At 44.3% G+C, this 13,795-nt stretch carries 13 protein-coding genes; 11 read left to right on the plus strand and 2 right to left on the minus strand.

What is annotated here, in order from left to right; genetic code table 11:
- The first annotated feature begins 91 nt into the window (after positions 1-91).
- The 3 genes from J2Z66_RS43900 to J2Z66_RS31255 all read left to right on the plus strand — a co-directional run bounded on the left by J2Z66_RS43900 (position 92) and on the right by J2Z66_RS31255 (position 2,279).
- Positions 92-808, plus strand: coding sequence for a GNAT family N-acetyltransferase (locus tag J2Z66_RS43900; protein ID WP_209976690.1), 717 nt, complete (start codon positions 92-94; stop codon positions 806-808).
- 24 nt (positions 809-832) lie between these two features.
- Complete coding sequence (locus J2Z66_RS31250) at positions 833-1,207, plus strand: VOC family protein (RefSeq protein ID WP_209976691.1); 375 nt, start codon at positions 833-835, stop codon at positions 1,205-1,207.
- 97 nt (positions 1,208-1,304) lie between these two features.
- A complete protein-coding gene (locus J2Z66_RS31255) occupies positions 1,305-2,279 on the plus strand; it encodes a sigma-70 family RNA polymerase sigma factor (RefSeq protein WP_209976692.1) in 975 nt (324 codons plus the stop codon).
- Positions 2,280-2,480: 201 nt separating this feature from the next.
- Here the strand turns inward: J2Z66_RS31255 and J2Z66_RS31260 are convergent, their stop codons facing one another.
- Positions 2,481-3,458, minus strand: coding sequence for a hypothetical protein (locus tag J2Z66_RS31260; RefSeq protein WP_209976693.1), 978 nt, complete (start codon positions 3,456-3,458; stop codon positions 2,481-2,483).
- Positions 3,419-3,985, minus strand: a complete 567-nt coding sequence (locus J2Z66_RS31265) for an RNA polymerase sigma factor (RefSeq protein ID WP_209976694.1) — start codon at positions 3,983-3,985, stop codon at positions 3,419-3,421. The genes J2Z66_RS31260 and J2Z66_RS31265 overlap by 40 nt, the downstream gene beginning before the upstream one ends.
- 258 nt (positions 3,986-4,243) lie before the next feature.
- On the opposite strand from J2Z66_RS31265, the gene J2Z66_RS31270 reads away from it, so the two are divergent.
- The 8 genes from J2Z66_RS31270 to J2Z66_RS31305 all read left to right on the plus strand — a co-directional run bounded on the left by J2Z66_RS31270 (position 4,244) and on the right by J2Z66_RS31305 (position 13,762).
- Entirely contained in the window at positions 4,244-5,236 is a 993-nt protein-coding gene (locus J2Z66_RS31270) for an ABC transporter substrate-binding protein (RefSeq protein WP_209976695.1), read from the plus strand.
- A 143-nt stretch (positions 5,237-5,379) separates the two neighbouring features.
- Positions 5,380-6,201 carry a helix-turn-helix transcriptional regulator gene (locus J2Z66_RS31275; protein ID WP_209976696.1) on the plus strand — a complete coding sequence of 274 codons (822 nt, stop codon included), beginning with the start codon at positions 5,380-5,382 and terminating at the stop codon, positions 6,199-6,201.
- A gap of 120 nt (positions 6,202-6,321) precedes the next feature.
- A complete protein-coding gene (locus tag J2Z66_RS31280) occupies positions 6,322-7,362 on the plus strand; it encodes an ABC transporter substrate-binding protein (protein ID WP_209976697.1) in 1,041 nt (346 codons plus the stop codon).
- Positions 7,363-7,948: 586 nt separating this feature from the next.
- Positions 7,949-9,040: an ABC transporter substrate-binding protein gene (locus tag J2Z66_RS31285; RefSeq protein WP_209976698.1), complete on the plus strand. Its 1,092-nt coding sequence runs from the start codon at positions 7,949-7,951 to the stop codon at positions 9,038-9,040.
- Positions 9,041-9,110: 70 nt separating this feature from the next.
- Positions 9,111-11,081: an AraC family transcriptional regulator gene (locus J2Z66_RS31290; protein WP_312894861.1), complete on the plus strand. Its 1,971-nt coding sequence runs from the start codon at positions 9,111-9,113 to the stop codon at positions 11,079-11,081.
- Between the two features lie 216 nt (positions 11,082-11,297).
- On the plus strand, positions 11,298-11,918 hold the full coding sequence (locus J2Z66_RS31295; protein ID WP_209976700.1) for a histidine phosphatase family protein: 621 nt from the start codon (positions 11,298-11,300) through the stop codon (positions 11,916-11,918).
- A gap of 317 nt (positions 11,919-12,235) precedes the next feature.
- Entirely contained in the window at positions 12,236-13,024 is a 789-nt protein-coding gene (locus J2Z66_RS31300) for a MeeY/MeeF family manganese export membrane protein (RefSeq protein ID WP_209976701.1), read from the plus strand.
- Positions 13,025-13,216: 192 nt separating this feature from the next.
- Entirely contained in the window at positions 13,217-13,762 is a 546-nt protein-coding gene (locus J2Z66_RS31305; RefSeq protein ID WP_209976702.1) for a GNAT family N-acetyltransferase, read from the plus strand.
- Positions 13,763-13,795: the final 33 nt, after the last annotated feature.

Raw genomic sequence — 13,795 nt, forward strand, 5'->3', positions numbered from 1 at the left:
TGAAGCGGATGCAATAGACCATGGAAGGCGTGGAGCTGGTTGAAAGCTTCCGGAATGCGGCAGAGGTGCTAGATTTCGTCCAGATAGGGATGTGGATATCGCAATTCTGGACATCAAGATCGCTGATGATGACGGGTTAGAGCTGTCTCACCGCTTGCGTTTAAGGGCTGTGACAGGTTGCCGAGAGGTAATCTGCTCAGGGCCCTTTTTGGCTTTTCATTTCAACAGCCTGCAAACTATAAGTAGAAGCTTATTTTTCACCCAGTTAACTAAAATTAAAGAAAATAAATTATTTCTTTTTAGAGAAAATTTAGGATATTATCAATTTAGAAAAGCATATCAACAAAATAGGGGGACGATCATAGCTATGGTTATTGTTAGGAAGGCAAATGAAAACGACGTCTTAATAGTGGCGATGCTTTCTGAATTATGGGCTTCTGAACGTATCACCTACGGTTTGGGGGCTAATACGAAAGAACTTTTGAGGAACTATATTGGAGATTACTTCTGGGTGACAGAAATCAACTCAGAAGTTGTGGGATATATAACTGGAAGCGTTCACGAAAGCGACGGGTTGGCAGTCATCGAAGAGGGTGAAAGGTACCTTGAAGTCGATGAGGTGTACGTTCATCCAGAATATCGTAGTGAAAATATTGGTCATATGATGGTAGATAAGCTTCTTCAAACAGCAGAAGGAAATGGCATCACTCGTTCTGTCGTTTATTCAGCGAGTAAGCAGTGGCAAAAAATCGTTGGTTTTTATGAAAAACATGGTTTTAAAATGTGGTTCGTCCAAATGTACCGATAACAGATGAAAAAGGAGAGTTTAAACATGTCAGAATCCAAATCGTTTCTTGAAGAGATTCATTATTTTCGTATTCCGGTAACAGATCTGGAGGGTTCCATCCACTGGTACGCAAATGTTCTACGACTCACTTTACGTAGGCAGACTGAGGGACGTGCTGTTTTTGCCGTTGGAGAGGGGCCTCTGCTTGTGATCGTAAAGGCGGATGCGGACTCGCGAGGTCATTTTCTCATCAATGGAACACCTGAGTTCTCAGTCGGATTTACCTGTCCGGATATCCATGATTTCCGGGATTATCTAAGAGAGGAAGGCGTTCAAGTAGATGCTATGCAGGAGGAAGGCGGGCATTATTACTTCCACTTCTACGATCCGTCTGGTAATAAACTGCAGGCACACTGGTGAGATGTAAAACCATCATAGAAAAATTTTTTAACGAAGTTGACCGATTTTCTCTATGATGTACGTCATTTAATATGAAAGATTGCAATGAGGTGAACTTATGCCCTTCGACGAACAGGAAATCGTTCTTTCAGCAAGCCGAGGTGATGTAGATGCTTTCAGGCGTTTAATCAGCAAGTATGCAAATGCCGTCTATGCAGTTGCTCTCAATAGGCTAGGTCAAGGAAGCGATGCTGAAGACGTAGCACAAGAGGTCTTCATCAAAGCGTGGTACAACTTAATAAGGCTGGAGCAACCAGGTAAATTCGGTAGCTGGCTAATGGCAATTGCCCGCAATACTGCGGAGGATTGGTGGAGAAAGCATGGTAGACAAAGGGAAGAGCAGCTGGAGGAGGAGCTCTTTCTTGCAAAACAATCAACTGAGGAAGAAGTACTCCAGAGGGAGCATGTTCGGGCGGTAAGAATGGCTTTAAAACAATTGGACGAGAAGTATCGTATCGTTGCGATCATGTACTTTATTAGCGGTTTTACCGTTAGAGAAATAGCGGAGTTCCTTCAAGTCACAGTAAGTGCAACGGAAAGCCGGCTCAGAAGGGCCAAAGATAAATTAAAAAAGGAGTTGTTCGAGTTGGCGGAGCAGACAATGAGTAAGCAAAAGTTGGGCGAGACATTTGAGGATCATGTAGTTAAGAGAATTGTCGGTATTTCATGTATCAATTTTCCGGTGAAAAATGTAGATGTTTCTGCTTGGTGGTATGTACAACATTTGGGATGTAAATTGGTTCGCGAGCCGATACGTTTCAAAGAAGGTGCCAATGCTATCATTCAATTAGGAGAAAACGGTCCCAATGTGTTCTTGCTGGAAGAAACAGAGAGAACACCTTTGCACTTTACCCGAAATGGAGTTCCGGCGTCGCTTTTTGAATTAAAAACAAACGATATTGAATCTTTTTATGCACAATTAAAAGAAGAAGGAGTGCAAGTAGGCGAGCGATACGATAATGTACCTTGTTCCAAATATTTTGATGTAATAGACCCAGACGGTAATACAATCACCATAGCAGAATGGTATTAGAACGGATGCTTAAGTGAAAATGGGGCTGCAAACGATTCACCCACAGCCTGCAAACAACATGTTGCAGCCTTTCCCAGTCTCAATTCACCTTCGAAAAAATCGTACAGCCCGCTGTACACAAAGAAGGCCGGCAGCCCTGCTCTTTCGAGTAGGCTTCCGGCCTTTCTGCAAATCCTGCAGTTTAGGAGTTAAAGTTGGTGCTTATCCCTTGACCATGTTTTCCACAATCTGCTTAAATTGATCCTCTGTCAGATGTACATTTCCTGAAGCTGTTATTTTATAGTGTGTATTCTGGGCTTCGTCATACCATATTGCCTCATACTTTTTATAGCCATGTATGATGCCGCTGGCGAATATGGTTTCTATGCCGCCTATATCCAGTGTTTTCTGTGTAAATTCAGATGTGTAGGAAACTTCCATGCCGATTATGTTTTTCATTGCCTGAATTCGAAGATTCATCAAGTCATCCTCATACTCGAGCGCCGATATCTCCGCTTCTGACCAGTTCACTTCTTCTACAAACAAGTCCTGATCCGGCTCTGCTAAGGCTCTTTGTTGAAACAACGTCAGCAGCCTGGCGTACTCTGCTGACGTTCGCTCGTCATGCTCATACGGGAGGAGAGGCATGACGCTGCCATACTGGAATTTAAAACCCGCGGGCAGGCTCGGCTCCTTAATTACGGGGGCGGAAGTACGTACTAAGAGCTCCTTAAAATCGTTGTAGGAAGAGGATATTCTCGTGTCATCGAGATACTGTATGTACGGGTTTGAACGGCCGTCTCTAACGTAATATGCCAATACTTCTCCCGGCTTAACCAGTGCTAGCACGCGATCTCTATAAGTTGGTTTGGACGTACCATCTTCCTTCTTGTACGGTATGTACCGCGTTTCAGAGTCTAGTACAACGGATTGAATTTTCACATCTCTCGCATGATTGCGAATTTGAATAAATTCACTCGCGGCATATGCCGATGCGGATACGAGCAGTACGATAAGCAAAGCCGTTACAGATAGCGAAAATCGTCGGGCAGGCCCGCGGCTTCTCAGTCTTCCTCCTGCCTGCTTGGCTGCTATGCGGGTCATCACACGTTCTGTAATATCGATTTCGCTGAGCTGATGATCAGGTGCCGAGTGCTGCTTTAAACCTTCAAATTGACCGTTTGATTGTTCTCGTCCCATATTTCTTCCCCCTGCCATTTTAGCATTGCTCGTCTAACCTTTTCCTTAATCCTGCTTACTCTCTTCTTGGCTGCTTCCGGCTTGCACCCCATAATTTCACTCAACTCCTCATAAGTCCGTTCTTCAAAAATGCGAAGGATGAGTACGGATCGATCCTCAGGAGACAACGCAGTCAGCGCAAACATTAATGGTGGACTGAATAATCTCTTGTCCATTGCTTGTTCCGGACTTTCCGCCGCAGCTTCTGGTTTAAATAATCGGGGCAGCAGAAGAAGCTGGTATTTCCGCTTGCGCAGCAGGTTCAGACAATGACGATATGCAATTTTGTATAACCACGATGAGAAGCTAACCGTATGCTTATAATGCCGGATAGACTCGAATGCTTTAATGAAAATATCTTGGGCTGCATCTTCAGCGTCCTGCTGATTTCTGAGCAAACGCAAGCAATATCGGTAGATCGACTGCTGATACGTTTGAACGACAGCGACATATTCACTTGTGTGGCCATTCTGTACATGAACAATCATTTGCTCTATTGTCTGATTTTTCGATTGAAGCGCCTCCCCTCATACATGCTGTCTCCTATTTATATAACACACGATAGCGGCCAAAAGGGACAATTGCCTGTACTTTTAAAACAATATATGTTCTTGACGCCTCTAAACAATAATGATAATCTTTATCAATAAAGATGGACTAAAAAAACTTTTATACCAACAATGCTGGAATAAAGGTAGTTTCTTTGCGTCCAAACGAAATTTTATCATTTACTGGGGGATATTATCTTGAAAAAAAGCTTACTGATTTTCATAAGTTTATTGCTGCTCACTCTATTACTTGCTGCATGCGGAAAAGGAGAAACGAAGCCCGAGCCAACGTCAAACAGTGACAAGGACTCTAATGTTTCGCAAAATGAGAGTGCATCTAATGGAAACACGACCGAAACACGCAGCTATAAACATTTCTATGGAGAAACAAAAATACCGGCCAAGCCTGAAAAAGTCGTAACGTTGCAATATGTCAGCCAAATGCTGAGTGTCGGTTTGAAACCAATCGGTGCATCGAACTACTTGCTCGAGACAACGGATGAGGAATTCCAAGGCATTGAAGATGTTGGGAGTTCGGATAATGTAAATTTTGAAAAAATACTATCGTTACAGCCCGACTTGATCATTGCCGGAGACGTTGAGCAGGATGTCTATGACAAGTTGAGTAAAATTGCTCCGACCGTTGTTGTTCCCTGGATGGACTATGACGTGTTCGGTCACGTGCAAGTAATAGGCGACATTCTGAACCGCCAGGAGGAAGCCACAGCATGGAAGGCTGAATTCGATAAAAAGAATAAAGCGGCGAAAGATCAAATTATCGGTAAAATCGGGGAAGGTAAAACATTCGCTATTTATAGAGTGGACCCGAAAGAGTTCTACATCTATGGTGTACGCAACATGGGCTTTACCCTTTACAAAGCGCTTGGATTGACTCCGCCTCCTCTAGTTCAAAAGGAAATCGACAAGGATCCGAATTTATGGGCAATTCCGATTTCTTTAGAGCTGCTCCCGGATTACGACGCGGATTACGTATTCGTAACCTTATTTGAGGGAGAGGAAACGAGTGATCGTTTCGATGAGATTAAACAAAGCTCCTTATGGAAAAACCTTTCCGCCGTCAAGAACAATCATGTATACCAGATTGATATGAATACTTGGTTAGGCTACACGCCGCATGATATTGATGTACAATTACAGGAAGCTTTGAAGCTATTGACACAAAACCCGTAGCATAAGCACATAAGCTGTCATATTGGCCGTTAATCAAATATCTGCAAAATGAAAAGAACGCAACATCTGGTAATTCCAGCACAGTTGCGTCTCTTCATCGTATTAGCAGCGGCGAAGGGTCCAGAAAGAAGGAGCGTGACGATATGGCTTTTCCTTATGAGGAATTGGCACAGCAATTTGCTGTGGTTCCAATAGACGTGTATGGCGTTTACCGGAAAACATTGGAAGCGAATCTCATCTATGGCGGACATGTCAAGCAACCAACGACAAAATGTGCGATATTGATTGGTTTGAGCGGACAGGCCGACTTCCTGTTTAATGAAACGGACCGGTATAGGCTCGAACCGGGTAAAGTTCTTGTAGGCGGGGTGCATAAGCAGTTGGAAATTCATGTAAGCAGCAGTGGTTTTGAGTATGGTCTTGTTCATTTTTTACCAGTGTATGCTGAAAAGGATGCTGAACAGCGACTGACCGAAGTATCGATGCTTCATGCTGCACTTGATCCTGAAGTGCTGAGATTGCTTGAACGACTGCTGCATGCCTCGTCTTCACCTGACAGCATGGGGATGTTGGAGAAGAAAGCATTATTCTATCGGTTGCTGAACAAACTGCTCCTATCTGAGCGCCTTGGGCAAAACAAGGAAAGTTATTTGCTCATGGATGAGGCCATCTCGTACATTCAGACGCATCATATGGAAACTCTGACGTTGGATATATTGGCCGAACGCTATAAAATGAAGGCCAAATACTTCTCTTATTTATTTCACAAATATGTAGGAATGGCCCCTATTGATTACTTGATTCAGTATCGGATGAACCGGGCAGAGGAATTGCTCGTTACAGGACAATTCCCTGTATCTGTCGTGGCCAAGAGCGTAGGGTATCCTGATGCCTATTACTTCAGCAGGCTGTATAAGAAGCATAAAGGATTGTCCCCTGGGAAGGTAAGTCTGCACCTGAGATGAAATAGTCCATCTTAAGATCGGGAATATCTCCATTTTCATAAGGGGGACGAGGTGATACGATTGTAATCGTTAATGATAAGCATTATCAATTATAATCGGGAAAGAGAAAGGATACCTTACATGAAAAACCGAATCAAAGTATTTGCCGCTGTAACGGCGCTGCTATGCTTCATACTGCTCTTAGGAGCGTGCTCCGGTGCGACAAATTCGAATAATAATGCACAGGGCGATGATTCTGCTCAGGGCAGTCAGACTGAAGAGCAGCAGGAAGCGGGTAAAAATGAAGAGAAGGCCGAGACGAAGCCATTTCCTCGAACGGTCAAGACTGCTAACGGAGAAGTAACGATCAAGGAAGAACCGAAGAAAATCGCGGTCGTTCATTGGGGCTATGCCGATTCTATCTTGCTGTTTAACTTGAAATCCATCGCCCTGGCGCTTCCATTTACCGAAAAGCAATCCGTGCTGGGAACAGAGAGCTATAAGCCTTATGTGAAAAAATTGGAGGAGCTAGTTGTCGTTGGAGAGAACACAAAAGTGAACTTGGAGGCACTGCTCACCTACGATCCCGATCTGATTATCGCAGGGAACAAAATAAATGTGGACATAAGCGAAGAGCTCTCGCGAATCGCACCAACCGTGTTCATTAATGAGGATGAAGCGAATGTTTGGGGAGATTGGCCGTCTGTCGTCACTAAATTCGGAGAAATTCTTGGGCAGGAGGCTGCTGCGGAGAGTTACATTGCCGAATTCCGTAAACAGACGCAAACCGCCAAGGAGAAATTGGCTAAGCTGGATGGAACGGTAGCGTTCGTACAAGTAAGAGAGAAGGCGGTCTGGCTGCAAGGTGCAGACTATTTAAAGCAATATTATGAAGGCCTTGGCTTGAAGGCCCCCGCTTCAGACTTAGCGAAAGAAGGTGCGGAAATCACCCTGGAGGGCTTGAGTGCACTAGATCCCGACCATCTCTTCCTCGGCTATTTCAATTATAGCGACAAATCCCTTCCGGCTTTGACGGACGAGTGGGATGATAGTGCGGTTTGGGGCAAGTTGAAATCCGTGCAGAACAACCACGTGTATCCGATTAATGGGGAACTTGCCCTTGGATATGGTCCGATCGGCAACTCGTATGGTGTACAAGCTATTCTGGATGCATTGGAATAAACAAATAGGGCTGTAACAGGTTGCTGAGGGGCAGGCTGTTGCAGCTCTTTTTTTGTGCTTCACTTAACGATGTTTTTGATCGTTAAAGCAAGTGTTTCCAGGTCAATCAGCACTTTAATGATGATTTTCATCGTTAAAAGAGGTCGGATGGCCCCCTCAGGGTGGATAACAGGGTTTTAACGATGTTTTTCATTGTTAAAGTAAGGATACGGAGAGGACTGATGCTTTTAGCATTGAAAAACATCGTTAAAGTAGAAGCTCCTTCTCGGATCTTTATTCACGGCGATTGCGTCTTCTAGGAAATCTCTTAAGCAAAGAGAAAAAACCTTGTTGGCTGTACTTTTGATTTAGTCATACGTTCGGAAGAGCTTCCTAGACAATGGAATGAACGTCGCGGAAAAAAATAGAGATACACCAATCCCTTCTGCAAACTGCAGTGGGATTTTTGCAAATGGAAGGCCGTTATGAGGTACTATTCGGAACCATTATGATGTATAATAACAAAGTGAAAATGATTATCAGTATCAATGTTGGTATCACTATCACTATCACTATCAGTCTCAACATCAATTTTGGAGGGAAAACCATGAATCAAAAAGAAAGAGCCGCTTTTGCAGGGCAGAGAGCCAAACAAGGACAAACAAATCCACGGGGGATTGCAATATTGCTGCTTATCTTCATGCTTGCTTTGTTCGCCAGTGCCTGCGGGAATAGCACGGACAAGAGCACGAATGTGACTGGTACGCCTGGTAACAACAAACCTGAGCAAACAAATAGCCCGCAACCTACTACTAAAGCGGATGAGCCTCAAATGCAAACAGTGAAGCATGAGTATGGAGAGACGAAGGTTCCCTTACACCCGAAACGCGTTGCTGTTGTAGGTCTTGAAGATATTATGCTGTCTTTGGAGGCGCCGCTTGTTTATGCATACGGGTTTGACGGTTATTATTTGGAGGAACAGTTAAGGGAAGCAAAGATTACTTTGTCAGGCAGCGCAGATATTAAACCTAACCTGGAAGCTATTCTGGCGGCGCAGCCGGATCTCATTGTAGTTCAGAAATATTTTGTTGACCAGGGCGGATATGACGAGTTGAGTAAAGTCGCTCCGACACTGGCTTACGCCCCGGATGATTGGAAGTCCACGATTGTCAGTATAGGCAAAGCTTTGGGGATAGAGGAGCAGGCGCAAGAAGTGATTGAGAATTATCACGATAAACTCAAGGAAGCCAAGGAGACCATTGTTCAGGCGGTAGGATCTGACAAAACAGTCGCATTTATACGCCCTTCTGACAAGGATTTGCAAGTGTTTTTCCCCAGCTTCAATTTCGTCTACCGTGATCTGGGGCTCAAGCCCGATGCAAGCATTGCAGAATTTCAGAAGGTAGCACCCGACGATTGGGGAATTGATACGTCTCTGGAGAAGCTGCCTTCAATCACTGCAGATTATGTTTTTGCCATTTACGGGGGATCTATCAGCACGTCAGAGGAATGGGCAATGGAAACAGCGGCTTCAACGGAGGTCGAGAAGCTGCAAGTTTGGAAAGCCATGCCTGCTGTGAAACAAAATCACGTATTTAAAGTGTCATCCAGACATTGGATGTCATCTGGTCCGATCGCAGAAGGCAGGGAGATAGACGATGTGGTGGCTGCTGTTACCGGTAAGAAGCAGCTTCCCTGAAAAATTTTTGGGAGGGAGGCATCATGAAGCGGCAGTCATGGTTTTGCATGGAAGGGGGTGAACTGGTTTGGTGAATTGGAAAGATCACAGTCTGTTATGGAATCAGGCAATGATCCAAGTCATGGACGTTCGCTACAACAAGATGGAATCTAAAGAGCAACTGCGTGGTTATCGCTTGCCCTCCAGTGCTTTTATATATTCGATGTACGGCAGTGCACAAGTGTGGCTCGACGGTAATGTCAACATTGTTAGTCGGTTTCATATATTGCATGGCGGCAAAGGGACTCATTTGGACATTGAAGCTGAGGAGGAGTTTGCCTATTTTCTGATTTTGTATAAAGCTGCTCTTCCGCAGCTTTGTCGAAGGGAGCTTCAGCTTCTCCTGGAGCGGGTTCATCCATTTCAACTGCAATATGCATTTGCTCCGCAATACCCAATTGATTTACTGGACAAGGCTAAACAGATGTTAAAAGAGTGGGAGCACTCCGAAGCGCTGGAAAAGCTGCATGTGAAAATACTGTTCTATCAGTTTGTCTACGATCTGCTGCGGCAAATGTATCGTCAGGGCATTGAGGCGAGCAAGCCCGATTTGGCCGCGCAAGTGATTCGTTACTTGAATGATCACTACCGTGAGACAATCTCCCTTGATTCTATGGCGGAGTTGTTGAATTACAGTCCACAGTATTTATCAAGAAAGTTCAAGGAGCTGACGGGGCGCAGCCCAATTGACTTCTTGATTAGATTAAGAATAGACAAGGCTCAGGAGCTTTTGGTGACAACGGAAGCGACCTTGCAAGAGGTGGCTGCTAGTGTGGGATATCCCGACCTTTTCTATTTCAGTCGAATGTTCAAGAAGTATGTGGGCACAGCTCCCGGTCATTACAAAAAAAGCATGCTTATCAAGGAGAAGGTACATGATCCTGCAAATGAAGGGTTAAAATCCTCCATTGTGAATCGGGCACTCCAGCGATATATTGATAGTGGTAATGAAAATCATTATCAATATAGAGAAGGGGGAGAGCAACTGATGTTCAGAAAGAAAAAATTATCTATGGCAGCAACCGTATTGCTGTGCGCAGCACTGCTGCTAAGTGCTTGTGGAGCCGGAAATACAGGAAATGGGGGGACGAGTGTGCCAAGCCCAAGCCAACAATCTATCTCCGAACAAGCTCCGGCGCAAACGCCAGCAGCAGCAGAGACGACAAGAAGCTATACGGATACTCAAGGAAATGTGGTTGATATTCCTGTCCATCCGAAGCGCATTGTTATGCAGGGAAATATTGCAGGCGACTTTTGGGCGTTAGGCATAGAGCCTGTGGGTCTGGATCATCGCTTTATTGAAGGAAAGGAAACTTTGTACAAGCAGAACAATCCGGCAGAAGACATTGGGTTTCCGACCAATTTCGAGAAGGTACTGTCTCTTGATCCCGATGTAATTATGCTTGGCTATATGATGGAAAAGCAATATGAGGAAGCTTCCAAGATAGCTCCGGTTGTTGTGTTTGATCAGGCAATGCCGCTGAAGGAGCGTCTCCCTGTCATTGCTGATTTGATAGGAAAGAAGGAAGAAGCGGCGCAGTGGCTGGCCGATTATGATCGCCAAGCGAAGGCGATGTGGCAGGATTTACTGGCACAGGGTAAAGTCAAGGATGGAGAAACGGCCGTAGTTCTTATTTATTATTGGGATAAAAGCATGTATTTGATGAAGAAAGGCGGTTTAGCCGACTTGCTGTACCAGGCAGACGGGCTAAAGATGGACCCCGCCGTAGAGGCGCTGCATCCCTTAGGAGATAGCCCTTATATTTCTGTTACTGAAGAAGTCATGCATGATCAACTGATTGGTGATCATTTGTTCGTCCTTTATCCTAGTAATGAGGATGCCAAAGCCACATTTGATGAGCTGTTGAAAACGCCGCTTTGGAGCGCATTGCCTCAGGTGAAGAATAATAAGGTTTATTTTGTGGATACCAAATTGAATTATACGGACGCACTGACGAGTGAGCAGCTGCTGGATGAACTGCCAAAGCTGATAGCGCAATAAGTTTGTAAGTTTGCACGAAGAAGCTGTTTGCTTCAGTAGGATTAAGGTTGGGTTGTGACAGGTGGCCAGTAAAGGGGCCTGTTGCAACCTTTTTATGCTTCTTTGTCAGAAGCCTGCTAACAAACGATAACAGCAATATGGGGAACTGGCAGGATAAAACAAACCTTTGATGAATCTAATATATGGGATTTATTACATGAAAAAGGAGCTGCCCAAATGAAATCAATGATAGTGATACCGCACTGCCAATCAGAGCATCATATAAATGGCATGGCAGGTGGTTGGACGAACTGGCCACTCTCTGAATTAGGCAAAAGGCAGGCAGAAAATGTGGGTAACGCCCTAAATAAACATCCTAATATAAAAGAATTTTCAGCCTACACGTCTGACTTGCTTAGGTCTCTCCAGACTGCAGAAATCAGTACAAAAATATTAGAACTAGATTTGAAAGTGGCAGAGGAATTCCGCGAAATCAACATTGGAGAAGCTACTGGTAAATCAGTTGAATGGCTGAGACAAAACACGATACCCCCTAAAGATAATGAAACTAGATTAGACTACAAAGATTTAACTGGTGGTGAATCTAGACGTGAAGTTCAAGCTAGGATTTATAAAAAGTTGGATAGCCTAGATGCCGAGGGTGTTGAAAATCTACTTGTTTTTACTCACGGATATGCAGCGACTATGTTTATAGCCTGGTTTTTACGACTTCCACCAGAAGCCTTAGAGTATGCTCATTTTAGTACGCCTAGTGGGAGCATTACGGAGCTGATAAATGAAGAGGGCTTTGGCTTACGTGTATTAAAAAGGTTGGGAGATACAAGGCACTTGGTTTGAAAGTGTGTTTAGACAGTGAGGAGGCAAAAGAAATAAACGGAACCATCCAGATTGATTTCTTGAAACCAAGGTGTCTAATGATCGTATTAATTCTTGAATAAGGTGCATTCCAATTGCATAGAGAACTCAACCTCCAAAGGGGAGTAACTGTTACAATAAAGTCGTCAATACGAGAGCGCTCATCAATCTCCGGCTTTATTGGCATTGCTGTAATGGCTCTGTTAGTGAGACCTTTGCCTGATTTTGGCGAAGGTCTCTTTACTTTTGGGAAAATCATGCAATTTGTGCATCAATATCACAGTCAGGGGAGATGTCGTATGGGATTCGAATTATTAATGGAGTATGGATGGGTATTGCTTGTCCTGATCGCGCTTGAAGGATTACTAGCAGCCGATAACGCCCTTGTATTGGCGATTATGGTGAAACACTTGCCCGAGAAAGAACGAAAGAAGGCTTTATTCTATGGTCTAGCAGGGGCGTTTGTGTTCCGCTTCGCTTCGTTATTCGTCATTTCCTTTTTGGTGGATGTGTGGCAGGTGCAGGCAATCGGAGCGCTTTATCTTCTGTTTATCGCATCGAATCACATTTTTCGAAAGCTCATTGTTAAGAAAGGTGAAAATTCCGCAGAGCGAAATGCAGGGAAAAATAAGAAACCAAGCGGGTTTTGGATGACCGTTCTCAAGGTCGAGATCGCAGATATTGCATTCGCCATTGATTCCATTCTAGCGGCTGTCGCGCTTGCTGTTGCGCTGCCTAAAACGACTTTACCAACGATTGGTGGAATGGATGGCGGGCATTTCATTGTTATATTCCTGGGCGGTTTTATGGGACTTTTGATCATGCGTTTCGCCGCGAACTTATTTGTGAAACTGCTGGAAAGCAGACCTGCGCTGGAAATCGCTGCCTTCTTCATCGTCGGCTGGGTCGGTGTTAAGCTGGCAGTCCATACGTTAGCACATCCGTCTCTACACGTGATCCCGCACGATTTCGCAGAATCGACAGGATGGAAGCTTACATTTTATGCGGTGCTTCTGCTTATCGCCATAACCGGATGGTTCCTATCTGGACACAAGAGCAAAGAAGTAGAGAAGGGCAATGCCTCCTGATCTGAGAGTTTAGCAAGGACAAGGGGGGAACCAGTTCAACATTGATCAAAGCCGAGCAGTTTTTTGAAATAGCGATAGCCGGTTTCGATGTTCCATCGCATGTGATAATGGCGTTGGAATCAATCCGTGTTCTTAAGAATTAGGAATAAGCGGCTTATTTTAGAAAATTATTATAACAGGAGTTGGTTCCATATGAAAATCGAAGTAAAGCTGACGAGCCAAGACGAAGCTTACATCATAAAAAATCTCTACCCTCTTTATTTACATGATTTATCGGGGCACTACGGGCTAACTTCCGGGCATATTCCCAATGAACATGGGATTTTTGAGGAAAGTAACGAGTATAGAACATTGGGTGACCAGTATGATGCGCAGAATGTTTGGTGGGACAAGCCCAATTGTCTATATCCGTTCCTGGTAAGGGTTGATACCATTCCTGCAGGCTTTGCACTTATTGCCACACCCCCTCATTGTGCACAAGGGACCGATTATTTTGTAAATGATTTCTTTCTGTTACAGCCATTCAGGGGAAAAGGCGTTGCAGAGCATGCTGCTGTTCAAGTATTTGAAAATTTCAAAGGTAGTTGGGAGATTTTTACTAACCCTTCGGAAGGAAATCTAATAGGACAAAAATTTTGGCGTAAAACGATTTCAAACTATACAAAAGGCCTGTATGAAGAAGAGTTTGGAACAACATTCGACGGAGATAAGATAATCTTTAGATTTAATAATGGGTAACAATAGGGGATACAATCCCGCTCCACAATAAAA

The organism is Paenibacillus eucommiae, assembly GCF_017874215.1.
GTDB classification, from domain to species: Bacteria; Bacillota; Bacilli; order Paenibacillales; family NBRC-103111; genus Paenibacillus_AI; species Paenibacillus_AI eucommiae.